General features: G+C 72.0%; 21 protein-coding genes. 9 read left to right on the forward strand and 12 right to left on the reverse strand.

Annotation, left to right across the window (positions count from 1 at the left end; translation table 11 throughout):
- Positions 1-585 precede the first annotated feature (585 nt).
- Positions 586-1614, forward strand: a complete 1029-nt coding sequence (gene trpS, locus AB0L59_RS29635) for a tryptophan--tRNA ligase (RefSeq protein WP_365589572.1) — start codon at positions 586-588, stop codon at positions 1612-1614.
- 82 nt (positions 1615-1696) lie between these two features.
- On the opposite strand, the gene proC is transcribed toward trpS, so the two are convergent.
- The 6 genes from proC to AB0L59_RS29665 form a co-directional block, all read right to left on the reverse strand.
- A complete protein-coding gene (proC, locus tag AB0L59_RS29640) occupies positions 1697-2509 on the reverse strand; it encodes a pyrroline-5-carboxylate reductase (protein WP_362129790.1) in 813 nt (270 codons plus the stop codon).
- 84 nt (positions 2510-2593) lie between these two features.
- Entirely contained in the window at positions 2594-3376 is a 783-nt protein-coding gene (locus AB0L59_RS29645; protein ID WP_365589574.1) for an ABC transporter permease, read from the reverse strand.
- A complete protein-coding gene (locus AB0L59_RS29650; RefSeq protein WP_365589575.1) occupies positions 3373-4173 on the reverse strand; it encodes an ABC transporter ATP-binding protein in 801 nt (266 codons plus the stop codon). The genes AB0L59_RS29645 and AB0L59_RS29650 overlap by 4 nt, the downstream gene beginning before the upstream one ends.
- 116 nt (positions 4174-4289) lie before the next feature.
- Positions 4290-5078, reverse strand: coding sequence for a class I SAM-dependent methyltransferase (locus tag AB0L59_RS29655; RefSeq protein ID WP_365589577.1), 789 nt, complete (start codon positions 5076-5078; stop codon positions 4290-4292).
- A gap of 420 nt (positions 5079-5498) precedes the next feature.
- On the reverse strand, positions 5499-6023 hold the full coding sequence (locus tag AB0L59_RS29660; RefSeq protein WP_365589579.1) for an EamA/RhaT family transporter: 525 nt from the start codon (positions 6021-6023) through the stop codon (positions 5499-5501).
- A 302-nt stretch (positions 6024-6325) separates the two neighbouring features.
- Positions 6326-6574 carry an SH3 domain-containing protein gene (locus AB0L59_RS29665; RefSeq protein ID WP_365589581.1) on the reverse strand — a complete coding sequence of 83 codons (249 nt, stop codon included), beginning with the start codon at positions 6572-6574 and terminating at the stop codon, positions 6326-6328.
- Between the two features lie 248 nt (positions 6575-6822).
- Between AB0L59_RS29665 and AB0L59_RS29670 the strand changes: the two genes are divergently transcribed.
- Positions 6823-8913 carry a serine/threonine-protein kinase gene (locus AB0L59_RS29670; RefSeq protein WP_365589583.1) on the forward strand — a complete coding sequence of 697 codons (2091 nt, stop codon included), beginning with the start codon at positions 6823-6825 and terminating at the stop codon, positions 8911-8913.
- 51 nt (positions 8914-8964) lie between these two features.
- Here the strand turns inward: AB0L59_RS29670 and ilvD are convergent, their stop codons facing one another.
- The 4 genes from ilvD to AB0L59_RS29690 all read right to left on the reverse strand — a co-directional run bounded on the left by ilvD (position 8965) and on the right by AB0L59_RS29690 (position 13528).
- A complete protein-coding gene (ilvD, locus tag AB0L59_RS29675; RefSeq protein ID WP_365589585.1) occupies positions 8965-10818 on the reverse strand; it encodes a dihydroxy-acid dehydratase in 1854 nt (617 codons plus the stop codon).
- Between the two features lie 169 nt (positions 10819-10987).
- Positions 10988-11617, reverse strand: a complete 630-nt coding sequence (locus AB0L59_RS29680; protein WP_365589587.1) for a TetR family transcriptional regulator — start codon at positions 11615-11617, stop codon at positions 10988-10990.
- A gap of 14 nt (positions 11618-11631) precedes the next feature.
- Complete coding sequence (locus AB0L59_RS29685) at positions 11632-12444, reverse strand: sugar phosphate isomerase/epimerase (RefSeq protein ID WP_365589588.1); 813 nt, start codon at positions 12442-12444, stop codon at positions 11632-11634.
- A 151-nt stretch (positions 12445-12595) separates the two neighbouring features.
- A complete protein-coding gene (locus AB0L59_RS29690; protein WP_365589590.1) occupies positions 12596-13528 on the reverse strand; it encodes a Ppx/GppA phosphatase family protein in 933 nt (310 codons plus the stop codon).
- A gap of 146 nt (positions 13529-13674) precedes the next feature.
- Between AB0L59_RS29690 and AB0L59_RS29695 the strand changes: the two genes are divergently transcribed.
- Entirely contained in the window at positions 13675-14457 is a 783-nt protein-coding gene (locus AB0L59_RS29695) for a hypothetical protein (RefSeq protein ID WP_365589848.1), read from the forward strand.
- Positions 14458-14720: 263 nt separating this feature from the next.
- On the opposite strand, the gene AB0L59_RS29700 is transcribed toward AB0L59_RS29695, so the two are convergent.
- A complete protein-coding gene (locus AB0L59_RS29700) occupies positions 14721-16454 on the reverse strand; it encodes a hypothetical protein (RefSeq protein ID WP_365589592.1) in 1734 nt (577 codons plus the stop codon).
- A 197-nt stretch (positions 16455-16651) separates the two neighbouring features.
- Between AB0L59_RS29700 and radA the strand changes: the two genes are divergently transcribed.
- Positions 16652-18061: a DNA repair protein RadA gene (gene radA / locus AB0L59_RS29705; RefSeq protein WP_365589594.1), complete on the forward strand. Its 1410-nt coding sequence runs from the start codon at positions 16652-16654 to the stop codon at positions 18059-18061.
- A gap of 80 nt (positions 18062-18141) precedes the next feature.
- The gene (disA, locus tag AB0L59_RS29710; RefSeq protein WP_365589596.1) at positions 18142-19266 is read left to right on the forward strand and encodes a DNA integrity scanning diadenylate cyclase DisA; all 1125 of its coding nucleotides are present in this window, start codon (positions 18142-18144) and stop codon (positions 19264-19266) included.
- A 69-nt stretch (positions 19267-19335) separates the two neighbouring features.
- On the opposite strand, the gene AB0L59_RS29715 is transcribed toward disA, so the two are convergent.
- Positions 19336-20160, reverse strand: a complete 825-nt coding sequence (locus AB0L59_RS29715) for a hypothetical protein (RefSeq protein ID WP_365589598.1) — start codon at positions 20158-20160, stop codon at positions 19336-19338.
- A 180-nt stretch (positions 20161-20340) separates the two neighbouring features.
- Here AB0L59_RS29715 and AB0L59_RS29720 point away from each other — a divergent pair, with 180 nt between their 5' ends.
- From AB0L59_RS29720 to cseB, 4 genes are all read left to right on the forward strand, one after another.
- The gene (locus tag AB0L59_RS29720; RefSeq protein ID WP_365589600.1) at positions 20341-21216 is read left to right on the forward strand and encodes an A/G-specific adenine glycosylase; all 876 of its coding nucleotides are present in this window, start codon (positions 20341-20343) and stop codon (positions 21214-21216) included.
- Positions 21217-21489: 273 nt separating this feature from the next.
- Entirely contained in the window at positions 21490-22029 is a 540-nt protein-coding gene (locus tag AB0L59_RS29725; RefSeq protein ID WP_030751823.1) for a SigE family RNA polymerase sigma factor, read from the forward strand.
- Entirely contained in the window at positions 22017-22667 is a 651-nt protein-coding gene (locus tag AB0L59_RS29730) for a hypothetical protein (RefSeq protein ID WP_365589602.1), read from the forward strand. The genes AB0L59_RS29725 and AB0L59_RS29730 overlap by 13 nt, the downstream gene beginning before the upstream one ends.
- A 38-nt stretch (positions 22668-22705) precedes the next feature.
- Positions 22706-23410 (forward strand): two-component system response regulator CseB, encoded by a 705-nt coding sequence (gene cseB, locus AB0L59_RS29735; RefSeq protein ID WP_365589604.1) that lies wholly within the window; start codon positions 22706-22708, stop codon positions 23408-23410.
- Position 23411 lies beyond the last annotated feature (1 nt).

The raw sequence follows: 23411 nt of genomic DNA on the forward strand, positions 1-23411 counted from the left end.
TTCCGACTCTATCAGATCTTTTCTCGATCCGATTTCCTCGGTGCTTTCCAGGCCCCCGCGTTTCTCTCGCGGTTTCCTTTCCGGCGGTTCCGACTCTATCAGACCCTTTCGGCGTCTGACTCCCAGTCAGCGGGTTTGTCCTCCCGGCCGTTGGGCCGTTCGGACGAGTGAGACTTTAGCGGATTCCGTGCTCCCGAGCTAATCGGGGGCTGCGTCCTTTCGAACGCGGATTCCTCATTTCGCAAATACGCACGCCAAAACAGTCGCCGCCGGAGCGTCGATTGTCGGTTGATACTTGCGGAGTGGCTGTCCGGGGACCGACCGGAGTCGGCGCTCACGTCGGACAACTCGGAGAACACTACGGATCGGCGTGGGGCGTGTCAACTCTGTGCGGAGTGCACCCCCGGGGCGTACTGTGGTCGGCATGACGACGCGTACGTGTACCCAGCTTTGGTGGGCCGCCTGACGGCGGCCGACTCACGTATGCAACCAACGGCCGCCGCCTCGGCGGCCGTTCTCGTTTCTCCTCCGGACTCCGGGGGGCGGCCGCAGGAGCGGCGGTCCCGATCAGGAGGTGGAGTGGAGATGACGCGAGTCTTCAGCGGGGTTCAGCCGACCGGGCACCTGACGCTGGGCAACTACCTGGGTGCCTTGCGGCGCTGGGTGGAGACGGACCAGCACCAGGCCGACTCGGTGTTCTGCGTCGTGGATCTGCACGCGCTGACCGTGGATCAGGATCCGGCGCGGTTGCGCAGGCTCAGTCGGCAGACGGCGACCTTGATGCTGGCCGCCGGCCTCGATCCCGAGGTGTGCACGGTGTTCCTGCAGAGCCATGTCGACGAGCACACCAGACTGTCGTACCTGCTGGAGTGCGTGGCGAGCGACGGTGAGATGCGCCGGATGATCCAGTACAAGGAGAAGGTCGCGCGGCAGCGGGAGCGGGGCGCGAGTGTGCGGCTGTCGCTGCTGACGTATCCGGTGCTGATGGCGGCGGACATCCTGGGGTACGGCGCGGAGGAGGTGCCGGTCGGAGACGACCAGGTGCAGCACGTCGAGCTGGCGCGGGATCTCGCGGTGCGGTTCAACCAGCGCTACGGCCGTACGTTCGTGGTGCCGCGGGCGACCCGGCCCAGGGTCGCGGCGCGGGTGATGAATCTGCAGAACCCCACGGCGAAGATGGGGAAGTCGGACGACTCGGGTCTGGGGGTCGTCTATCTCCTGGACGAGCCGGACGACGTACGGAAGAAGATCATGCGGGCCGTCACCGACAGCGGGCGGGACGTGTCGTACGACCGGGAGGCGCGGCCGGGGGTCGCGAACCTGCTGGAGATCCTGGCGGCGTGCACGGGTGGCGACCCGGAGGCCCTGGCCGGTGCGTACGAGTCGTACGGCAGCTTGAAGAAGGACACGGCGGAGGCGGTGCTGGAGGTGCTCGGGCCGGTGCAGGCCAGGCACCGGGAGCTGTGCGCGGATCCCGGCTATGTGGAGGGGGTGCTGCGGGACGGTGCGGAGAAGGCGAGGGCGATGGCACGGCCGACCGTCGACGCGGCGTACCGGGCGATCGGGCTGTTGCCGCCGGTCTTCGAGACGGCGTTGAGCTCGGCCGGGCGTTAGGGCGGTCCCTCCGCCCCCGCTCCGTACGGCGCGTGCGGGCGGGGGCGGGGGCCGCGGGTGGGTCCTCGCCCCCGGTGCCGGGTCAGTCCTTCTTGCCGGAGGCGAGTTCGCGGCTGCGGTCGCGGGCGGCTTCGAGGGCGGCGATGAGGGCGGCTCGTACGCCGTGGTTCTCCAGTTCGCGGATGGCGTTGATCGTCGTGCCGGCCGGGGAGGTGACGTTCTCCCGGAGCTTGACGGGGTGTTCGCCGCTGTCGCGGAGCATCACGGCGGCGCCGATGGCGGACTGGACGATGAGGTCGTGGGCCTTGTCGCGGGGCAGGCCGAGCAGGATGCCGGCGTCGGTCATGGCCTCGACCAGGTAGAAGAAGTACGCCGGGCCGGAGCCGGACAGCGCGGTGCAGGCGTCCTGCTGGGTCTCGGGCACCCGGAGGGTCTTGCCGACGGCGCCGAAGATCTCCTCGGCGTGCGCGAGGTGCTGCTCGGTGGCGTGGGTGCCGGCGGAGATGACCGACATGGCCTCGTCGACGAGGGCCGGGGTGTTGGTCATGACGCGGACGACCGGGGTCCCCGCGGTCAGACGCTCCTCGAAGAACGACGTGGGGATGCCGGCGGCGCCGCTGATGACCAGGCGGTCGGCGGGGACGTGCGGGGCGAGTTCGTCCAGGAGGGTGCCCATGTCCTGCGGCTTGACCGTGAGGATCAGGGTGTCGGCGGTCTTGGCGGCCTCGGTGTTGGTGACCGGGGTGACTCCGTGGCGGGTGCGGAGTTCTTCGGCGCGCTCGGGGCGGCGGGCGGTGACCAGGAGGTCGGCGGGGGCCCAGCCGGCCCGGATCATTCCGCTGAGCAGGGCTTCGCCGATCTTGCCGGTGCCGAGGACTGCGACTTTCTGGCTCATGGGGTCAGTTTTGCACCGGGGTGCGGGCGGAGGGGTGGTTGTCCGGTGGACGGACGCCCTCCGCCACCCGTGGCGGCTTCGGGCTCACGCCGTCCGGCGTCGCAGGGTCGCCGCCCCCAGCGCCAGCACGAACAGGGCGCAGCCCGCCACGATCAGGGCGTCCCGGACGAAGGTCGCCGTCATGTCGGTGTGGTGCAGGACCTGGTTCATACCGTCGACGGCGTACGACATCGGCAGGGCGTCGGAGACGGCCGTGAGGGCGGGGTGCATGTCGGACCTGGGAGTGAACAGCCCGCAGAGGAGGAGTTGGGGGAAGATCACCGCGGGCATGAACTGGACCGCCTGGAATTCCGAGGCCGCGAAGGCCGAGACGAAGAGCCCGAGGGCCGTGCCGAGCAGGGCGTCGAGCAGGGCGACGAGGAGCAGCAGCCAGGGGGAGCCGGTGACGTCGAGGCCGAGGAACCAGACGGCGAGTCCGGTGGCGAGGGCGGACTGGACGACGGCGATGGCGCCGAAGGCGAGGGCGTAGCCGGCGATGAGGTCGCCCTTGCCGAGGGGCATGGCGAGGAGGCGTTCGAGAGTGCCGGAGGTCCGTTCGCGCAGGGTGGCGATGGAGGTGACCAGGAACATCGTGATCAGCGGGAAGATGCCGAGCAGCGAGGCGCCGATGTTGTCGAAGGTGCGGGGGCTGGCGTCGAAGACGTAGCGCAGCAGGATCAGCATCAGGCACGGGATGAGGATCATCAGCGCGATGGTGCGGGGGTCGTGGCGGAGCTGGCGCAGGACCCGGGCGGCGGTGGCGGTGGTGCGGGACAGGCTCAGGGCGCTGACGGGTGCGGCCGTGGTGGTCGCCGTCCGAGTGGTCATCGTGTCGTTTCCTTCGTGCGGGCCTTGGCGGACTCTTCGTCGACGAGGTGGAGGAAGGCCGCCTCGACCGTGTCGGCGCCGGTGCGGGTGCGCAGGGCGTCCGGGGTGTCGTCGGCGAGGATCTCGCCCTCGCGCATGAGGAGGAGGCGGTGGCAGCGCTCGGCCTCGTCCATCACGTGGGAGGAGACGAGGAGGGTGGCGCCGCGGGTGGCGGCGATGTCGTGGAAGAGGTTCCACAGGTCGCGGCGCAGGACGGGGTCGAGTCCGACGGTGGGTTCGTCCAGGACGAGGAGTTCGGGGGCGCCGAGCAGCGCCACGGCGAGTGAGACCCGGTTGCGCTGGCCGCCGGAGAGGTTGCCGGCGAGAGCGTCCGCGTGGCTGGTGAGGTCGACGTCGGTGATGGCGTGTTCGACATGTGCGTGGCGGCGTTCGGCGGCGCGGCCGCCGGGGTCGAGGATCGCGGCGAAGTACTCGAGGTTCTGGCGCACGGTGAGGTCGTCGTAGACGGAGGGGGCCTGGGTGACGTAGCCGATGCGGCTGCGCAGGGTGGGGTGGCCGGCCGGCCGGCCGAGGACGTCGAGGGTGCCGGTGACCTTGGCCTGGGTGCCGACGACGGTGCGCATCAGGGTGGACTTGCCGCAGCCGGAGGGGCCGAGCAGGCCGGTGATCTGGCCGCGGGGGACGGTGAAGTCGAGGTGGTGCAGGACGGTGCGGGGGCCGCGGACGACGGTGAGGTCGTCGGCGTGGATGGCGTCCGGTGCGGTGGGCCGGGGTGGGTCGGCCACAGAATTCATCATGTGATGAATAATCTGTCCGGCGGACCTTGGCCGTCAAGGGGCGAGCCGGTGTGGCCGCGGACGGAAACGGCGGCCCGGTGGAAAACCGGGCCGCCGCGCCGCTGGGGTGGGTCGGGTCAGGGCTTGGTGGCGACGAGCAGCAGCACGTCGTACGTCTCCTCGACCACCCCGTCCGGGAAGACCCGCAGCAGATGGCCGCGCTCCTCCGCGAGGAAGGCGGCCCTGCGGTCCTCGGGCGTGAGGAGGAACGCCGAGTGGCTGCCGATGTTCGCGAGGTGGGTGTCGATCGTGACGCGCCGGCTCCAGCGGACCTCCCGGCGGCTGAACCGGAGGCGGCCGCTGGGGTCGGCCAGTTCCGTACGGCGGCCGTCCCGCTGCTGCGCGACGATGTCCGCGCCCAGGAAGCGGCCGATGCGAACGGCGGCCTCCGCGAGCCACTCGACGTCCAGCGCGTCGCCGTTCCACCACAGCGCCAGCGCGCCGCCCGGCCGCAGCACTCGCAGCGCCTCCGGCACCGAGCGGGCGGTGTCGGTCCAGTGCCAGGCCTGGGCGTAGGTGACGAAGTCGGCGGAGGCGTCGGTGACGGGGAGGGCGTTGCCGTTGCCGCGGACGAGCGGGAGGCGCGGCAGTGCGCGGCGGAACTCGGCGGCCATGCCCGCGCCGGGTTCGACGGCGAGCACGTCGGCCCCGCGGGCATGCAGGAGGGCGGTGGCGATCCCGGTACCGGCCCCGACGTCCACGACCCTGGCACCGGACAGCGACCGGCCGGCCAGCTCCTCGACGGCGTCGAAGAGGGCGGGCGGGTAGGACGGGCGGTTGGCGGCGTACTGGGCCGCGGCGGAGTTGAAGGAGTGCGCGCGGGCCGCGGGCGAGGGTGGGGGTGGGGGCGGTGGTGTCGTGGTCATACGGACATGGTGGTGAGGGCGGGGTGGGGAGGACAGCGGGTTTTCCGGGAAAGGGAGGGCAGCGGGTTCAGGGGATGGGACGCGGGTGGGCGGGCCGTGCTCCGGGTGGGCGGTGAGCGGTTCGCGGCGGTGGCCTTGGCCGGGCTGCAGGAGTTCTCCCACCTGGGGCCGTCCACCGCTTCGACCGGGTGCCGGAGGAGCGGATCGAGACCGGGGCCCGGCGTCCGCGCGGCGACACCGACTGGCCGGCGGTCGGCGCCTTCGCCCGGCGGGGCGGGAAGCGGCCCGGCCGCACCGGGGTCTCGCGCTGCCGTGTGCTGCGGTCAGACGGCGCGACGCCGTCAGCCGGAGTGGGCCGCGGCGGTCATGAGCCGGTACTACCGGCCGGGCCGGCCGTGGACCGACCACCCGGAGCCGGTGTCACTTGCGGCGCTTCTTCTTGGACGGGTTGCCGGTGCGCCTGGAGCTGCGGCGCTCGTACTCCTCGCGGGCCTTCTCGTACTCCTCGCGGTGCAGCTTCTCGCCCGGGGCCTCGGTGAGGGAGCGGAAGAAGTAGGCGAGGAGGGAGCCGACGAAGCCGATGGCGAGCAGACCGCGCAGGGATGCCTGGCGCTGCGGGTCGTGGCGGCTGCCGAAGCCCTCCCAGGTGTTGCGGAAGGCGAGCGCGCTGCAGATCGCGAACATGGCGATGATCAGCACGGTCACGAAGGAGCCGGTGTCGGCGATCCGGATGCCCTCGTAGGCGAAGCGCAGGACCAGGCAGGAGGCGGCGGCCGCGACGAGGGAGCCGACGGCGACGCCGGCGCGGCGGGCCGGGTAGCCGCCGTCGTGGTTCACCCAGGTGGTGCCGAAGAAGCGGAGGGGCTCGGGGCGGGGGCCGCCGCCGTGGGCCGTATCGCCCGAGGAGCCCGCCGGGGTGTCCGGGGTGCCGGTTTCGTCGCTCACGAAACGATTATGGCGCCGGGCGGGGGGCGGGCTCTGGGTGGGGTCAGCCGCAGCGGGAGGCGGTGTAGCCGTCGCTGCCGGTCCGGACGTAGGCGTCGGAGACGTACTCGCCGTTGTGTTGTAGCCGGTGCCGGGGCCGCTCGGACGTTCAGGCGGACGTCCGGGGCGACCGAGTAGTAGCGGAGGTCCGCGGTGGCCGCCGACGCCGGTGGGACCGCCACCGCGAGGACGGCACCCGCGGTGGCGGCGAGGACGGCGGTTCTGCGCCTGAACGCAGTCGTCTTTGCCCTCTCGGGAGCCGGTCAGCCGCAGCGGGAGGCGACGTAGCCGTCGCTGCCGGTCTGGACGTAGGCGTCGGAGACGTACTCGCCGTTGTCGATGTTGTCCCAGATGTTCGACGTTCCGTACGGGCCCGAGACCGTCGTGCCCGGCGCCTGGCAGAAGATCGGGACACGCATGCCCTCGGGCAGGACGCGAACGATCCCGTAGCTGGTGCCGGGACCGCTGCGGACGTTCAGGCGGACGCCTGGAGCGACCGCGTACGTGCGCATGGCCGCCTCCGCCGCCACCGCAGCTTCGCCTCCGGCGCCGGCTTCCGTCTTTTCAGCACCGCCAACAGTCATGTGTTCTCCCCCCTTGAGCTCCATGGTCACCATGGGCATCACTGGCCCCGGTGATCGAGTCACAGCACACGTGTACGCAACTCGCGCGCGCAGGCTAGCAAGCCGCCTCTGTCTCGCACGAGTCATCGGCTAGGCTCCGTGCGTCGCGCGCGCGGACGAACAGCACGGGGGGGTCCATGGCGCCACGCAGGAGCACGGGAGCGGGCGCGGAAGCGGAACTTCCCGAGCACGCCGGTCACTACCGCCTGGAGTCACGCCTGGGTTCGGGGGGCATGGGCGTCGTCCACCTGGCGCGCAGCACCTCGGGGATGAAGCTCGCGGTGAAGGTCGTACACACCGAGCTCGCCAGGGATCCAGAGTTCAGGGGCCGTTTCCGGCAGGAAGTGGCCGCGGCCCGGAGAGTGAGCGGTGCCTTCACCGCGCCCGTGGTGGACGCCGATCCGGAGGCCCAGCGGCCCTGGATGGCCACGCTGTTCATTCCCGGGCCCACGCTCTCCGAGCACGTCAAGCAGAACGGGCCGATGCAGACGGCGCAGCTGCGGCGGCTCATGGCCGGGCTCGCCGAGGCGCTGCGCGACATCCACCGGGTCGGCGTCGTGCACCGGGATCTGAAGCCGAGCAACGTGCTGCTGGCCGAGGACGGACCGAAGGTCATCGACTTCGGCATCTCCCGGCCGAGGGACAGCGAACTGCGCACCGAGACCGGCAAGTTGATCGGCACGCCGCCCTTCATGGCACCCGAGCAGTTCCGGCGGCCGCGTGAAGTCGGGCCCGCAGCCGACATCTTCGCGCTCGGGTCGGTGATGGTGCACGCGGCCACGGGGCGCGGGCCGTTCGACTCCGACAGCCCGTACGTCGTCGCCTACCAGGTGGTGCACGACGAACCCGATCTGACCGGGGTGCCGGAGAGTCTCGCGCCGCTCGTGCTGCGCTGTCTGGCCAAGGAGCCCGAGGACCGGCCGACGCCCGACGAGCTGATGCGGGAACTACGATCGGTGGCCGCCTCGTACGACACGCAGGCCTTCATACCCGCACAGCGCACGGGCGAGGGCACGCCGGCTCCGCCGTCCCCCGCCGAGGAACGCCGCCAGTCGGCAGCCAGGCGGCGGTTCGGCCGGAAGGTGGCGGTGGGCGCCGGGGCGCTCGGGCTCGTCGTGGCCGCCGCACTGGCCTCGGCGCAGCTGATCGGGGCCGGCGGCATGACGCCGGCCGGTACGAGCCCGCACACCAAGGCGGCCGCGTTCAGCTCCTGGCGGACCAGGCCGGTGCTCGGCGCGTCGGGGATGCCGCAGTGTTCGTACGGGGCGGGCAGGGTGCTCTGCGCGCGGGCCGGGGCCGCCTTCGCCCTCTCCCCTGCCGACGGAAAGCTCCTGTGGCACCGTTCCGGCGCCGCCAGGCCGGTGTGCGGACCGCCGGTTCCGGTCGGTCCTCTCGTGCAGTTCTGCACGGACGGCGGCTCCCTGCTGACGGCACGCGACCCGCGCTCCGGCGACGAGGTGTGGAAACGGCGTCTGCCCGACGGGACGACGGTCCGGTACGCCGGCGGCACGGCCCTGCTCACGGCCGCCGACGGGACGGTCACCGGTGTGGACGGCAGGTCGGGCCGCGCGAAGTGGCACCGGCGCCTCCCGGGCTACGGCACACCGGCTCTCACCTCGTTCGCGGGAGATCCGCTGGTGTACGCGACCACCTCGTCCCCTGACGGGGAACACACGCACGTGGCCGCTGTGGACCCGGACACCGGTGCGGTGCGCTGGGAGACGTCGCTGGACGGGTGGCTGAAGCCCGTCGCCAGCCAGGACGGGTCCCTGTTCTTCCTGTCCACCGACAAGTCCTGGGACACCAAAGCCGTCGTCCGCTACACCCCGGATTCGAGGACTTCGCGCCGGGTGGCCCTGCCGGTCCCCCGCCAGTCACCGCAGGCGACCGCACACGGCGACACGGTGTACCTGCTGGCCGCCGGCGGTTCGCTGGAGGCCGTCGACCTTGCCACCGGCAAGCGGCTATGGGATCTGGAAACGTCCGTCAGCCGTGGGTCGGCCCCGGTCGCCGACGGTGAGCACGTCTACTTCACCGCGGCCGACGGACGGCTGCTGGCCGTCGACGCGCGCGGGGGACGCCTCGTCGGGCAGACTCCGGCGCGGCTCGGCGCCGGTGCGGTCACCGCTGTCCTGCCGGCACCGCTGGTCGTCGACGGGCACGTCTACGCCACCGCCCCCGACGGAACCGTCTTCGGGGTGTCCGCGCGGAACCCGTCCGGCTGGTGACGCGCGAAGGGGCCGCCCCCCTGCGGGAGGCGGCCCCTTCCCCTGTGCGGGTCAGCCCAGCTTGGTCACGTCGCGCACCGCGCCCTTGTCGGCGCTGGTCGCCATCGCGGCGTAGGCGCGGAGGGCCTGGGAGACCTTGCGCTCGCGGTTCTTCGGCGCGTACACCCCGCCCAGCGCCTGCTCGCGGCGGGCCAGTTCGGCCTCGTCGACCAGCAGCTCGATGGCGCGGTTCGGGATGTCGATGCGGATGCGGTCGCCGTCCTGGACGAGGGCGATGGTGCCGCCGGAGGCCGCCTCGGGCGAGGCGTGGCCGATGGACAGGCCGGACGTGCCGCCGGAGAAGCGGCCGTCGGTGATCAGGGCGCAGGTCTTGCCCAGGCCGCGGCCCTTCAGGTACGAGGTCGGGTAGAGCATCTCCTGCATGCCGGGGCCGCCCTTGGGGCCCTCGTAGCGGATGACGACGACGTCGCCGTCCTTGACCTCCTGGGTGAGGATCCGCTGGACGGCCTCCTCCTGGGACTCGCAGACGACCGCCGGGCCCTCGAAGGTCCAGATCGACTCGTCGACGCCGGCCGTCTTCACCACGCAGCCGTCGACGGCGAGGTTGCCCCTGAGGACCGCCAGGCCGCCGTCCTTGGAGTACGCGTGCTCGGCGGAGCGGATGCAACCGCCCTCCGCGTCCTCGTCCAGGGCCTCCCAGCGCTCGGACTGGGAGAAGGCCTCGGCGGAGCGGACGCAGCCGGGGGCCGCGTGCCACAGTTCCACGGCCTCCGGGGACGGGCTGCCGCCGCGGACGTCCCAGGTCTTCAGCCAGTCGGCCAGGGACGGGCTGTGGACGGCGTGGACGTCCTCGTTGAGGAGGCCCGCGCGGTGCAGCTCGCCGAGCAGGGCCGGGATGCCGCCGGCGCGGTGCACGTCCTCCATGTAGTACGTGCGGTTCTTCGCCACGTTGGGCGCCACCTTCGCCAGGCACGGCACCCGGCGGGAGACGGCGTCGATCTGCTCCAGGCCGAAGGGGACGCCGGCCTCCTGGGCGGCGGCCAGCAGGTGCAGGATCGTGTTCGTGGAGCCGCCCATCGCGATGTCCAGGGCCATCGCGTTCTCGAAGGCCTGGAAGGTGGCGATGTTGAGCGGCAGGACCGTGTCGTCGTCCTGCTCGTAGTAGCGGCGGGTGAGGTCCATGACCGTGCGGGCCGCGTCGACGTAGAGCTGCTTGCGCGCGGTGTGGGTGGCGAGGACCGAGCCGTTGCCGGGGAGCGAGAGGCCGATGGCCTCCGTCAGGCAGTTCATGGAGTTGGCCGTGAACATGCCGGAGCAGCTGCCACAGGTCGGGCAGGCGTTCTCCTCGATGCGGAGGATGTCCTCGTCGGAGATCTTGTCGTTGACGGCGTCGGAGATCGCGTCGACCAGGTCGAGGGTGCGGACCGTGCCGTCCACGAGGGTGGCGCGGCCGGCCTCCATCGGGCCGCCGGAGACGAAGACCGTCGGGATGTTCAGGCGCAGGGCCGCCATCAGCATGCCCGGGGTGATCTTGTCGCAGTTGGAGATGCAGACCAGGGCGTCGGCACAGTGCGCCTCGACCATGTACTCCACCGAGTCGGCGATCAGGTCGCGGGAGGGCAGGGAGTACAGCATGCCGCCGTGGCCCATCGCGATGCCGTCGTCCACGGCGATCGTGTTGAACTCGCGCGGGATGCCGCCCGCCTCCTTGATCGCCTCGCTGACGATCCGGCCGACCGGCTGCAGGTGGGTGTGGCCCGGCACGAACTCGGTGAAGGAGTTCGCGACCGCGATGATCGGCTTCCGGCCGATGTCCGCACCGGGTACACCGGAGGCGCGCATAAGGGCGCGGGCGCCCGCCATGTTGCGGCCGTGGGTGACTGTGCGGGACCTCAGCTCGGGCATCGTCGCTCGCTCCTTCGAAGACCTTCTGCCAGAGAGTTCTGACTGTCTCCGAGCGTACGCCGGTGCTCCAAACGCTGGACACGGCTGTCCGGAATGCGGGACGCGTGTTTCACCTGTCCGTGGGAGGCGTGGGTCGCCCGTCCGTGAGAGGCGCCGGTCGAGGTGCCGGTCACCTGTCCGTGAGGTGGTGCTGCACGACGGGGGCGACCCGCGCGATGATCTGCTCCAGGTCCGCGGACGCCAGCGGCTCCAGCTTGATCACGTAGCGCATCATCGCCACACCCACCAGCTGGGCGGCGGCCACCTCGGCGCGCAGTTCCGGGTCCGGCAGGTCCACCTGGGCCGCGATACGGCGCAGCAGCTGGGCGGCGACCAGACGACGGAACACGGCGGCCGCGGTGTCGTTGTTGACGGCCGAGCGGACGATGGCCAGCAGCGGTGTACGGGTCCTGGGGTTCTCCCAGACGCCGAAGACGAAGCGGGTCAGCCGCTCCCCCACCGCGTCCAGCGGGCCGTCGGCGACCGCGACCGGCGCGTCGAGCGCGGGCGCGAAGGCCACCGCGACGGCCGCCTCGAAGACCTGCTCCTTGGTGCCGAAGTAGTGGTGGACCAGCGCGGAGTCGACGCCGGCCGCCTTGGCGATGCCGCGCACGGACGTCTTCTCGTACCCGCGCTCGGAGAACTCCTCGCGGGCCGCGGCGAGGATGCGGTCGCGGGTGTCGGCGGACTCCGTGCGCGGCGGCCTGCCTCTTCTGCGGGCGGCCGGCTCGTTCCCGGTCGGAGCCGGGTTCTCGCTCATGGCCGGAGGCTCACTCATCGCCGGGGCACCCGGACCGCCGACGCCAGATGCTTGCGGGTGAAGGCCAGGGCCTCGGCGAGGTCGGCCTCGCGCTCGGCGCTGGACATCGCCCGGCGGGTGTTGACCTCGATGACGACATGGCCGTCGAAGCCGGAGAGGGCCAGGTGCTCCAGGAGCTCGGCGCAGGGCTGGGTGCCGCGGCCGGGCACCAGGTGCTCGTCCTTGGCGGAGCCCCGACCGTCCGCGAGGTGCACATGCCCGAGGCGGTCGCCCATGCGGTCGATCATGTCCAGGGCGTCCGTGCGGGCCGTCGCCGTGTGGCTGAGGTCGATCGTGAAGTGCCGGTAGTCGTGCTGGGTGACGTCCCAGTCGGGGGCGTAGGCGAGCATCTCGCGGTCGCGGTAGCGCCACGGATACATGTTCTCGACGGCGAACCGTACGTCCGTCTCGTCCGCCATCCGCCAGATCCCGTCGACGAAGTCCCGGGCGTACTGCCGCTGCCAGCGGAAGGGCGGGTGCACGACGACGGTGGAAGCGCCCAGCTTCTCGGCGGCCGCCCGGGCCCGCTGCAGCTTGACCCAGGGGTCCGTCGACCAGACCCGCTGGGTGATCAGCAGGCAGGGGGCGTGGACGGCCAGGACCGGGATGCCGTGGTAGTCCGACAGGCGGCGCAGCGCCTCGATGTCCTGGCTGACCGGGTCGGTCCACACCATGACCTCGACGCCGTCGTACCCGAGGCGCGCGGCGATCTCGAAGGCCGTCGCCGTGGACTCCGGGTATACGGAGGCCGTCGACAGCGCGACGGGGACGTCCCTTGGTTCAGCCACGTCCGTCACCTTACGGGGTGGAGTGGGGAAGGCGTTGGGTACCTGTTCGCCGTTGTGAGGTTTGCCATTTGCGCGGGTGCGGGTCATGGGTGGCTGCCCGCGCCCACCCGGCGGAGCCGTGTGCCGGCACAGTCGCGTGCCTCTTCGGTCGCTAAGCGGACCCCATGTGATCGAGGCGCCGGAGGATCACGCCCTCCCGCAGAGCCCACGGGCAGATCTCCAGGCTCTCCACACGGAACAGGTCCATCGCGCCCTCGGCCACCAGGGCGCCCGCCAGCAGCTGGCCGGCCCGGCCCTCCGAGACCCCCGGAAGCTCACGGCGCTGGTCCTCGGTCATCCCGGCCAGGCGCGGGACCCAGGCCTCCAGCGACTCGCGCTTGAGCTCGCGCTGGACGTAGAGCCCCTCGGCGCTGCGGGCGGCGCCGGCGATGCGGGCCAGCTGCTTGAAGGTCTTGGACGTGGCGACCACGTGGTCGGGGGCGCCGAAACGGCTGAACTCGCCGACGGTGCGGGCGATCTCCGCGCGGACGTGGCGGCGCAGCGCGCGCACGGACTCCGGGGAGGGCGGGTCGCCGGGCAGCCAGCCCGCGGTGAGCCGGCCGGCGCCGAGTGGCAGGGAGACGGCGGTGTCCGGCTCCTCGTCCATGCCGTAGGCGATCTCCAGGGAGCCGCCGCCGATGTCCAGGACCAACAGCTTTCCGGCGGACCAGCCGAACCAGCGGCGCACCGCGAGGAAGGTGAGGCGGGCCTCCTCCGCGCCGGTGAGGACCTGGAGCCGTACGCCGGTCTCGTCGGCCACGCGCGCGAGGACGTCGTCGGCGTTGCTGGCCTCCCGGACGGCGGAGGTGGCGAACGGCAGCAGGTCCTCGACACCCTTGTCCTCGGCGGCCTGCAGCGCGTCCTGTACGACGGCGATCAGCTTGTGGATGCCGTTGTCGTCGATGGCACCGCTGTCGTCGAGCAACTGGGCGAGCCGAAGTTCGGCCTTGTGCGAATGCGCGGGCAGCGGGCGCGCGCCGGGGTGGGCGTCCACCACCAGCAGATGCACCGTGTTCGAACCCACGTCCAGGACACCGAGTCTCATGTACGGAACGCTACTGCCAGATCGTCCGTCCACGGTCCCCGGAGCGGCCCTCGGCCACTTACCCTGGACGAGTGCCAAAGACGAAAAAGGCGAAGGACCACAAATCCTCCAAGGGAGTGAAGGATTCTTCGCAGGCGACGGCGTCCGTGTCCAAGAAGTCCAAGAAGGACCTGCAGGTGAGCGACGAGAAGGGGCTCGACTTCGCGCGCGCCTGGGTGGAGTTTCCGGATCCCGCGGACGACGAGCAGGTCTTCCGCTGTGATCTGACATGGCTGACCTCTCGCTGGAACTGCATCTTCGGCAGCGGCTGCCAGGGCATCCAGGACGGCCGCGCGGACGACGGGTGCTGCTCGCTGGGCGCGCACTTCTCGGACGAGGACGACGAGAAGCGGGTTGCCGAGCATGTGGCGCGGCTCACGCCGGAGATCTGGCAGCACCACGACGAGGGCACCCGCAACGGCTGGGTCTCGAAGGACGACGAGGGCTCGCGGCAGACCCGCCCCTTCCAGGGCTCCTGCATCTTCCAGAACCGGCCCGGCTTCGCGGGCGGCGCGGGCTGCTCGCTGCACATCCTCGCGCTGCGGGAGGGGCGGGAGCCGCTGGAGACCAAGCCGGACGTGTGCTGGCAGCTGCCGATCCGGCGGACGTACGACTGGATCGACCGACCGGACGACACGCGGGTGCTGCAGGTGTCCATCGGTGAGTACGACCGCCGGGGTTGGGGTCCGGGCGGGCATGATCTGCACTGGTGGTGCACGTCGGCGACGTCGGCGCACGGCGCGGGCGAGCCGGTGTACGTCTCCTACCGGGCCGAGCTGACCGAACTGATGGGCAAGGCCGGGTACGACCGCCTGGTCGAGCTGTGCGAGGCACGACTGGCGTCGCAGTTGCCGCTCGTGGCCCCTCACCCGGCCGACCCGGCACCGTAGACCCACGGCGTCCTTCCTCGCCGCCCCGCTTCCCTCCCGGCCGTCTCCTCCCCGGCAGTCCACCGCCGGTCAGCCGGGCCCGGTCGACGTGGTCGCCGGGGTCGCTGGGGTGGTCGCTGGGCGATGGGGGGATTCCTCGTCGCAGCCGCCCGCGCCGGGCACCGCGCCACCCGCGCCGCGGCACGCCCCGCGCTCCGGAGCCTCCGCCCGCGCAGGCGGTCGGCCACGGCTGCCCGCCACGCCTCCTCCCCCTCCCCCAGGCCCTAGCTGCCCGAAGGGCTGGGTGTGTCGCTGTCGGACTGTGCCGGGGTCGGTGTCGGGGTGGGGGTGTCCGGTGGGGTCGGGTCCGTCGGGGTGGGGCTCTGGCCGGTCGGAGGCGTGGACGGTGGGGTGGAGGGCGGGTCTGTCGGCGGTGTGGTGGGCGGTGTCGGGGCGGCGGACGTCGGTGGCGGTGTCGGGTGGTGGGTGGGTGCCGTGCCGTAGCCGTCGATGGTGACCACCGCGCCGGCCGGGGAGACCGCCACCTGGGCGCGCCAGTGACCGGAGGGCTCGCGGAGGTGGTCGACGTACACCTTGATCGTCAAGGTGTCGCCGGGCTCGAGGGTTCCCGAGGACTGGCTGAGGTAGAGCCAGGGCGCCGAGGTGGAGGCGGACCAGCGCACCGGGGAGGCGCCGGAGGCGGTGAGGGTGATCAGCGTGGTGTCGCCGTCGTTCTCGGCGCCGACGTCGAGCCGTCCGGAGTGCTTCCGGCCCACTCCCGCGACGCTGACGACCTCCACGGAGACGTCCGCCTTGCCGTCCTTGCCGAGGTGCGGGGCGGGCTTCACGCGCGCGTTGCCGGCGTTCTCGTAGCCGCCGGCCGAGTCGCTGCCGAGGGCGTCGGGGCCCTGCGCCTCGCGCGCGGTGGCGGAGGGTCCGCCCCCCTCCCCCGCGGGGGCGCCCCGGTAGGCGGCCCACAGGGCGAGGACGGGGGCGGCCACCACCGTGGCGACGACCGTGGTCGTCACCGCACGCGCGCGTAGCCGGTCGCGGCGGGCCGCGTGGTCCTTGGGGTCCATCGGGAAGCCGCGCCGGTCGAAGCGGGGTACGGCCGTGCCCCGCGCGCGTGAGGGGTGCGTCAGCGCCATGTGCAGGACCGCGCGGGGTGCCTCGAGGACCGGCAGCTCGGCCGGGGTGACCGTGGCGCCGGGCCAGTGGCCGGGTACGGCGCGCTCGGCGGTGCGGCGGCAGCGCGGACAGTCGTCGACGTGCCGGACCAGCTCGCGGCGGAGGGCCGTACTGAGGACCAGCCCGCTGTCACCCGTGAGGTGGGCCACGCTCGGACAGCCGCCGGTCTCGACGACGGCGAGGGCCGCGCGGGTGCGCTCGACCTCGCAGGCGGCCGTGGCGAGCAGCTCGCGCGCGGCGGCGGGTTCCTTGCCGAGGACGGCGGCGACCTCGTGTGCGGCCAGGTGGTGGCGGACGGCGAGCTCCAGGGCCTCGCGCTGCTCGGGGGTCGTGCCGGCCGCCTCCGGCCAGGCCAGCAGGGCCAGTTCCCGGCGCCGCTGCTCCTGCACCTCCGGGGCGACCGGCGGATCCGGCACCTGGCTCCTCCCCGGCTTCCCGGCACCGGAGCGGCCCGCCGCGTGGGTGGCCTGACGTTTCTGCTTGGCCTCGGCCAGCTTGCGCAGGCACGCCCAGCGGGCCAGGGCGTACAGCCAGGCCCTGCGGTCCGCGGCGGCGTCCGGGGCACGGTGCCCGCGCCGCTCGGCCAGGGCGAGGACGTCGCCGAGGGCGGCGGTGGCCGCGTCGTGGTCGCACAGCACCGACAGACAGTAGGTGAACAGTCCGTCCAGGTACGGCTCGTATCGCGCCGGCGGCCGCTGGACGAGGGTGCGCGCGGCGGCGCGGTCGCGTCCCTCCCGCGCCTCCCGCGCCTCTCGTGCTTGACGCGCCTCGCGGCGCGGCCCATGCGCGCCTCTGGTGCGGGTGGTGGTCTCCGGACTGCTGCTCATCACCCGTGCGACCGTAGGCGGCTGTGGAGTGCCCGTTCTCGCGCCTTGAGCTCTTTTAATCCGTACGGGTGAAACGATCCCTCATAAGGGGACAGGAACCCTTTGTTCCGTGGCCCGATCACGACGGGTCGTGGCCGGTTCCCGCTCACCCACTCGCGGCCCGGGGACCCGTTGTCAGTGCCGCGGGCTACGGTTTCCGCATGGCTGCCCGTACCAAGACCACCAAGGACCGCCCGTCCTACCGCTGCACCGAGTGCGGCTGGCAGACGGCCAAGTGGCTCGGCCGCTGCCCCGAGTGCCAGGCCTGGGGCACGGTGGAGGAGTACGGCGCACCCGCGGTCCGTACGACGGCACCGGGCCGTGTCACGACGTCCGCGCTGCCCATCGGCCAGGTCGACGGCCGGCAGGCCACCGCCCGCACGACCGGCGTGCCGGAGCTGGACCGGGTGCTCGGCGGCGGCCTGGTGCCCGGCGCGGTCGTGCTGCTCGCGGGCGAGCCCGGCGTCGGCAAGTCCACCCTGCTGCTGGACGTGGCGGCCAAGTCGGCGAGCTCCGAGCACCGCACCCTCTATGTCACCGGCGAGGAGTCCGCGAGCCAGGTGCGGCTGCGCGCGGACCGCATCGGCGCCCTCCACGACGAGCTGTATCTCGCCGCCGAGACCGATCTGTCCGCCGTCCTCGGCCACTTGGACGAGATCAAGCCCTCCCTGCTGATCCTCGACTCGGTGCAGACGGTCGCCTCCCCGGAGATCGAGGGCGCGCCCGGCGGCATGGCCCAGGTCAGGGAGGTGGCGGGCGCCCTCATCCGCGCGTCCAAGGAACGCGGCATGTCCACTCTCCTGGTGGGCCACGTCACGAAGGACGGGGCGATCGCGGGCCCCCGCCTGCTCGAACACCTGGTGGACGTCGTCCTGCACTTCGAGGGCGACCGGCACGCGCGCCTGCGCCTGGTACGCGGCGTGAAGAACCGCTACGGGGCCACGGACGAGGTCGGCTGCTTCGAACTGCACGACGAGGGCATCACCGGACTTGCCGACCCCAGCGGACTCTTCCTGACCCGTCGCGCCGAACCGGTCCCCGGCACGTGCCTGACCGTCACCCTGGAGGGCCGTCGCCCGCTGGTGGCCGAGGTGCAGGCGCTGACCGTCGACTCCCAGATCCCCTCCCCGCGGCGTACGACGTCGGGCCTGGAGACCTCGCGCGTGTCGATGATGCTGGCCGTCCTGGAGCAGCGGGGCCGGATCAGCGCGCTCGGCAAGCGGGACATCTACTCCGCCACGGTGGGCGGCGTGAAGCTGTCGGAGCCGGCCGCCGACCTGGCGATCGCCCTCGCGCTCGCCTCCGCCGCCAGCGACACCCCGCTGCCGAAGAACCTGGTCGCGATCGGCGAGGTCGGCCTCGCCGGCGAGGTCAGACGGGTCACGGGCGTGCAGCGCAGGCTCTCCGAGGCGCACCGGCTGGGCTTCACCCACGCGCTCGTGCCGAGCGATCCGGGCAAGGTGCCGCCCGGCATGAAGGTCCTGGAGGTCGCCGACATGGGGGAGGCGCTGCGGGTGCTGCCGCGCTCCCGTCGCCGAGAGGCCCCACGGGAGGCGGAGGAGCGCCGGTAGACTTTGCCCAGGTCTCGCCCGTCCGTACGAACCGAGTGCGGGTACGGGAGCGCCTCAGAACCTGCGACCGGAGGAGTGCAGTGGCAGCCAACGACCGGGCAGCGGGCCCCGGAAAAATCGGTGGGAGTGCCGGTTCCGAAGGCCTGATGCGCGCCTCGCTGAGCGCCGTGGCTCCGGGTACGGCCCTGCGCGACGGCCTCGAGCGCGTCCTGCGCGGCAACACCGGCGGGCTGATCGTCCTCGGCTCCGACAAGACGGTCGAGGCGATGTGCACGGGCGGGTTCGTGCTGGACGTGGAGTTCACCGCTACCCGGCTGCGGGAGCTGTGCAAGCTGGACGGCGGCATCGTGCTGTCCTCGGACCTGTCGAAGATCCTGCGCGCGGGCGTGCAGCTGGTGCCGGACCCGACGATCCCGACGGAGGAGACGGGCACGCGGCACCGTACGGCGGACCGGGTCAGCAAGCAGGTCGGCTTCCCCGTCGTCTCCGTCTCCCAGTCGATGCGGCTGATCGCCCTCTACGTCGACGGTCAGCGGCGCGTCCTGGAGGACTCGGCGGCGATCCTCTCCCGCGCGAACCAGGCGCTCGCCACGCTGGAGCGCTACAAGCTGCGTCTGGACGAGGTCGCCGGCACGCTGTCGGCGCTGGAGATCGAGGACCTGGTGACGGTGCGGGACGTGTCCGCCGTCGCGCAGCGGCTGGAGATGGTCCGGCGCATCGCCACCGAAATCGCGGAATACGTGGTCGAACTGGGCACGGACGGGCGTCTTCTCGCGCTTCAGCTGGAGGAGTTGATCGCCGGGGTCGAGCCCGACCGTGAGCTGGTCGTCCGGGACTACGTCCCCGAGCCCACGGCCAAGCGTTCCCGCACGGTCGAGGAGGCGCTGTCCGAGCTGGACGCGCTGACCCACGCGGAACTGCTCGAACTGGGCACGGTGGCCCGGGCGCTGGGCTACACCGGTTCACCGGAGACCCTCGACTCCGCGGTGTCCCCGCGAGGCTTCCGGCTGCTGGCGAAGGTCCCGCGCCTTCCGGGCGCGATCATCGACCGCCTGGTGGAGCACTTCGGCGGCCTGCAGAAGCTGCTCGCCGCGAGCGTGGACGACCTGCAGACCGTGGACGGCGTGGGCGAGGCCCGCGCCAGGAGCGTGCGGGAAGGTTTGTCGCGTTTGGCCGAGTCGTCCATCTTGGAGCGGTACGTCTGACTTCGGGGCCGGACGCCTGACACCTCGGGGACGTATGCCGCACAGGACGACGCCCCGGCACCCCGCCCCTCAGTCCGCCGACAGCACGAACGACGCCTGCACCTTCCCGTACCCCGGTGCCCTCGCCTCCAGCAGATACGTCCCCGCCTTGGCCGACCCCGCGGCCGGCGTCGCACAGTGCGCGGCGCTCGGCTTGCGGTCCCACTTCACGGTGTACGTGATGCTCTGCCCCGCGGGCACCCGGAACAGCAGGCTCCCCGCGCCCTGGGGACAGTCGGCCGACGACCAGAACGTGCTGTTCCCGTCCGCCGGCGTGATGGTCAACACCGCGCTCTTCGGGCCGAGATCGACCTTGCAGTCGGCGGACGAGCCGTTCCTCGCGGTGAGTTCGAAGGTCGGCGTCTGGTCCGGCGAGTAGGAGTTGTGCAGGCTGCGCAGGCTCAACGCCACTGCGGGGGAAGTGCAGTTGGGCAGCGACGAGGACGCCGGAAGCGTGTCGTTTGTACCGACGCTGCCGCCGCCGGAGCCGGCACCCGAGCCGCCGGCCGACCCAGACGACCCGGACGAGCCGGTGGAGCCGGTGGAGCCGGTGTCCGAACCACCGCCGCCACCGGAACCGGAGTCGCTCCCACCGGAGTCGCCGCCGCCCGAATCATCGCGCCCGCCGGGGTGTTGGCTGATCGCGGGCCCGGACGAGGACGGCCCGGGTGTGATGGTGTGTGCGGGATTCTTGCCGTCGGGCGCGCCGGAGTCCTTCCTGCCGCCCCCGCCGCCGGCGGTGACGATCCAGGTGATCAGCAGCGCCAACACCGCGACCACGGACAGCAGTACGACCCTCCTTCGCCAGTAGATGGAGGAGGGAAGCGGCCCGACCGGATTGCGCAGAGATCCCACGGCGCAAACTGTACGAGAGATCCCGGTGCTCGCTTGCCCCACCCGCCGCGCGAACTCCAACTTTTCCGGATCATCATTCCGGTAACTTCCGCAACCCCCATGGTTCTTCACTCTTGACCACACTCCGTGATCGCGCCGTCACCGGTCACGGGTGCCGGACCGTGGCAGGATCGGAAGGCCATGACTGAGAAGCTGCACACCCCCGTGATCGCCTGGTTCGACACCCACGCCCGCGACCTCCCCTGGCGCCGCCCGGAGGCGGGCCCATGGGGTGTGATGGTCAGCGAGTTCATGCTCCAGCAGACCCCGGTCAACCGGGTGCTGCCCGTCTACGAGGAGTGGCTGGCCCGCTGGCCGCGCCCCGCCGACCTGGCGAAGGAGGCGCCGGGCGAGGCGGTGCGCGCCTGGGGCCGACTCGGCTATCCGCGCCGGGCCCTCAGGCTGCACGGGGCCGCGGTCGCCATAACGGAACGGCACGGCGGGGACGTACCGACGGATCACGCGCAGCTGCTGGCGCTGCCCGGCATCGGGGAGTACACGGCCGCCGCGGTGGCCTCCTTCGCGTACGGGCAGCGGCATCCGGTGCTGGACACGAACGTGCGCCGGGTCTTCGCACGGGCGGTGACCGGCGTGCAGTACCCGCCGAACGCGACCACGGCCGCCGAGCGGCGTCTGGCACGCGAGCTGCTGCCGGAGGACGAGAAGGCCGCCGCGCGCTGGGCCGCGGCCTCCATGGAGCTGGGCGCACTGGTCTGCACGGCGAAGAACGAGGGGTGCGCGCGGTGCCCGATCGCCGCGCAGTGCGCCTGGCTGCTGGCCGGCAAGCCGGCGCACACGGGGCCGCCGCGCCGTGGGCAGACGTACGCCGGTACGGACCGGCAGGTGCGCGGCAAGCTGCTGGCGGTGCTGCGGGAGGCGCCCGCGCCGGTGCCGCAGGGGGTGCTGGACCGCGTGTGGCACGAGCCGGTGCAGCGCGCCCGGGCGCTCGACGGGCTCGTCGCGGACGGTCTGGTGGAGCCGCTGCCGGGCGGCCTGTACCGGCTGCCGCTGAGCTGATGGACAGCCAAGTCACAGCCGGCGCACCACTGTTACGGCCCGATTTGGCCGACAAAGGCCCCCATAAAGGGACATAGTATCCACCCCCCTTACCCCGTTCCTACGGCTGTTACACAACCGACGGATAGCCGATTGCTAGCCGCAGGCTGGTTCGGACAGTGCCGTGACAACCACTCCCTAACTTCTTTTCCGGGCCCGGGAGACCACCGGGCACGGGGAACGCAGGACTTCTGGCAGTGAGCCGAAGTACACGGGGAACGGAGGCGGTTGATCATGGCGCAGGGCGAGGTGCTCGAATTCGAGGAGTACGTCCGCACCCGGCAGGACGCGCTGCTGCGCAGCGCCCGCCGGCTGGTTCCGGACCCGGTCGACGCCCAGGACCTGCTGCAGACGGCGCTGGTGCGCACGTACGGCCGCTGGGAGGGCATCGCCGACAAGCGGCTCGCCGACGCCTATCTGCGCCGTGTCATGATCAACACCCGTACGGAGTGGTGGCGGGCACGCAAGCTGGAGGAGGTCCCCACCGAGCAGCTGCCGGACGCGTCCGTCGACGACTCCACCGAGCAGCACGCCGACCGGGCTCTTCTGATGGACGTCATGAAAGTGCTCGCACCGAAGCAGCGCAGTGTTGTAGTACTGCGACACTGGGAGCAGATGTCCACGGAGGAGACGGCCGCCGCCCTCGGCATGTCGGCCGGTACGGTCAAGAGCACGCTGCACCGGGCGCTCGCCCGGCTCCGCGAGGAGCTGGAGGCCCGTGACCTGGACGCACGTGCGCTGGAGCGTGAGGAGCGGGAGCGTTGCGCGGCCTGACCGGCGCCGGACCCGACCGGGTCCGAGGCACTGCACAGGCGGTGATCACGGTGGGGGCCGTGCTCGCCGCCCTCGCCCTTTTCGTCGCCGCGTGCGGCACCGGGGGCACCGGCACGCGGGACGAGGGTCCCGCACACGCGTCAGCCGTCCCGGAAGCCCTCGCCTCCCCCACGCCCAGCCCGTCCCACACCTACCGTCGGGTCGACGCGGTCTCGCTGATCAAGCAGGACCCGGAGGTCTCCACGACGGTGAAGCGGGGTCTGAAGCCGTGCGGCGGCAACGACTACCCTGTCGACGTCTCCTACGGCGATCTGACCCACGGACCCGTCAACGACATCCTCGTCAACGTGATGACGTGCGGCGACCTGGTGGGCGTCGGCACCTACGTGTACCGGGACGTCGAGGGCACGTACAAGAATGTCTTCAAGGCGGAGGACGCGCCGGTCGTCGCGGAGATCGACGGCACCGACCTGACCGTGACCAAGCAGGTCTACGACGCGGACGACACGGTGTCCAACCCGTCCAGGGAGACCGTGATCAAGTACGGGTGGAAGGCGGGCCGGTTCACCGAACTGAACAGCCACGACACCTACTACAGCAAGGCCGGCGGCGACGCGGCGGCCGCGCAGGACAACTGACCCCCCACAGGTACACCACGAAGACTGAGAGCAGCGGGATGGCAGACCAGACCCACGTCCTGTTCGTCGAGGACGACGACGTCATCCGCGAGGCCACCCAGCTCGCCCTGGAGCGCGACGGCTTCGCGGTGACCGCCATGCCCGACGGCCTGTCGGGCCTGGAGGCGTTCCGGGCGAACCGCCCCGACATCGCCCTGCTGGACGTCATGGTCCCCGGTCTGGACGGCGTCAGCCTGTGCCGTCGTATCCGCGACGAGTCGACCGTGCCGGTGATCATGCTGTCGGCGCGCGCCGACTCCATCGACGTCGTCCTCGGCCTCGAGGCGGGCGCCGACGACTATGTGACCAAGCCGTTCGACGGCGCCGTGCTGGTCGCGCGGATCCGGGCGGTGCTGCGCCGCTTCGGGCACGCGGGCGGCGGCGACCGGACCGAGACCGTCGAGGACACGGTGACCGGTGGTGTGCTCACCTTCGGGGACCTGGAGATCGACACCGAGGGCATGGAGGTGCGCCGGGCCGGGCAGCCGGTCGCGCTCACGCCGACCGAGATGCGGCTGCTGCTGGAGTTCTCCTCGGCGCCCGGCACCGTGCTCTCCCGCGACAAGCTGCTGGAGCGCGTCTGGGACTACGGCTGGGGCGGGGACACCCGGGTCGTCGACGTGCATGTGCAGCGGCTGCGCCAGAAGATCGGCCAGGACCGGATCGAGACGGTCCGCGGCTTCGGCTACAAGCTGAAGGCCTGAG

Source organism: Streptomyces sp. NPDC052109, assembly GCF_040680195.1.
GTDB lineage: Bacteria > Actinomycetota > Actinomycetes > Streptomycetales > Streptomycetaceae > Streptomyces.

What these genes read in the sequence shown, in the direction of transcription:
- AB0L59_RS29650 (WP_365589575.1), bottom strand. Translation starts at nt 4,173, where the DNA reads ATGATGAATTCTGTGGCCGACCCACCCCGGCCCACCGCACCGGACGCC.
- trpS (WP_365589572.1), top strand. Translation starts at nt 586, where the DNA reads ATGACGCGAGTCTTCAGCGGGGTTCAGCCGACCGGGCACCTGACGCTG.
- AB0L59_RS29645 (WP_365589574.1), bottom strand. Translation starts at nt 3,376, where the DNA reads ATGACCACTCGGACGGCGACCACCACGGCCGCACCCGTCAGCGCCCTG.
- AB0L59_RS29665 (WP_365589581.1), bottom strand. Translation starts at nt 6,574, where the DNA reads ATGCGCACGTACGCGGTCGCTCCAGGCGTCCGCCTGAACGTCCGCAGC.
- cseB (WP_365589604.1), top strand. Translation starts at nt 22,706, where the DNA reads ATGGCAGACCAGACCCACGTCCTGTTCGTCGAGGACGACGACGTCATC.
- AB0L59_RS29655 (WP_365589577.1), bottom strand. Translation starts at nt 5,078, where the DNA reads ATGACCACGACACCACCGCCCCCACCCCCACCCTCGCCCGCGGCCCGC.
- ilvD (WP_365589585.1), bottom strand. Translation starts at nt 10,818, where the DNA reads ATGCCCGAGCTGAGGTCCCGCACAGTCACCCACGGCCGCAACATGGCG.
- proC (WP_362129790.1), bottom strand. Translation starts at nt 2,509, where the DNA reads ATGAGCCAGAAAGTCGCAGTCCTCGGCACCGGCAAGATCGGCGAAGCC.
- AB0L59_RS29680 (WP_365589587.1), bottom strand. Translation starts at nt 11,617, where the DNA reads ATGAGCGAGAACCCGGCTCCGACCGGGAACGAGCCGGCCGCCCGCAGA.
- AB0L59_RS29725 (WP_030751823.1), top strand. Translation starts at nt 21,490, where the DNA reads ATGGCGCAGGGCGAGGTGCTCGAATTCGAGGAGTACGTCCGCACCCGG.
- AB0L59_RS29720 (WP_365589600.1), top strand. Translation starts at nt 20,341, where the DNA reads ATGACTGAGAAGCTGCACACCCCCGTGATCGCCTGGTTCGACACCCAC.
- AB0L59_RS29670 (WP_365589583.1), top strand. Translation starts at nt 6,823, where the DNA reads ATGGCGCCACGCAGGAGCACGGGAGCGGGCGCGGAAGCGGAACTTCCC.
- radA (WP_365589594.1), top strand. Translation starts at nt 16,652, where the DNA reads ATGGCTGCCCGTACCAAGACCACCAAGGACCGCCCGTCCTACCGCTGC.
- AB0L59_RS29690 (WP_365589590.1), bottom strand. Translation starts at nt 13,528, where the DNA reads ATGAGACTCGGTGTCCTGGACGTGGGTTCGAACACGGTGCATCTGCTG.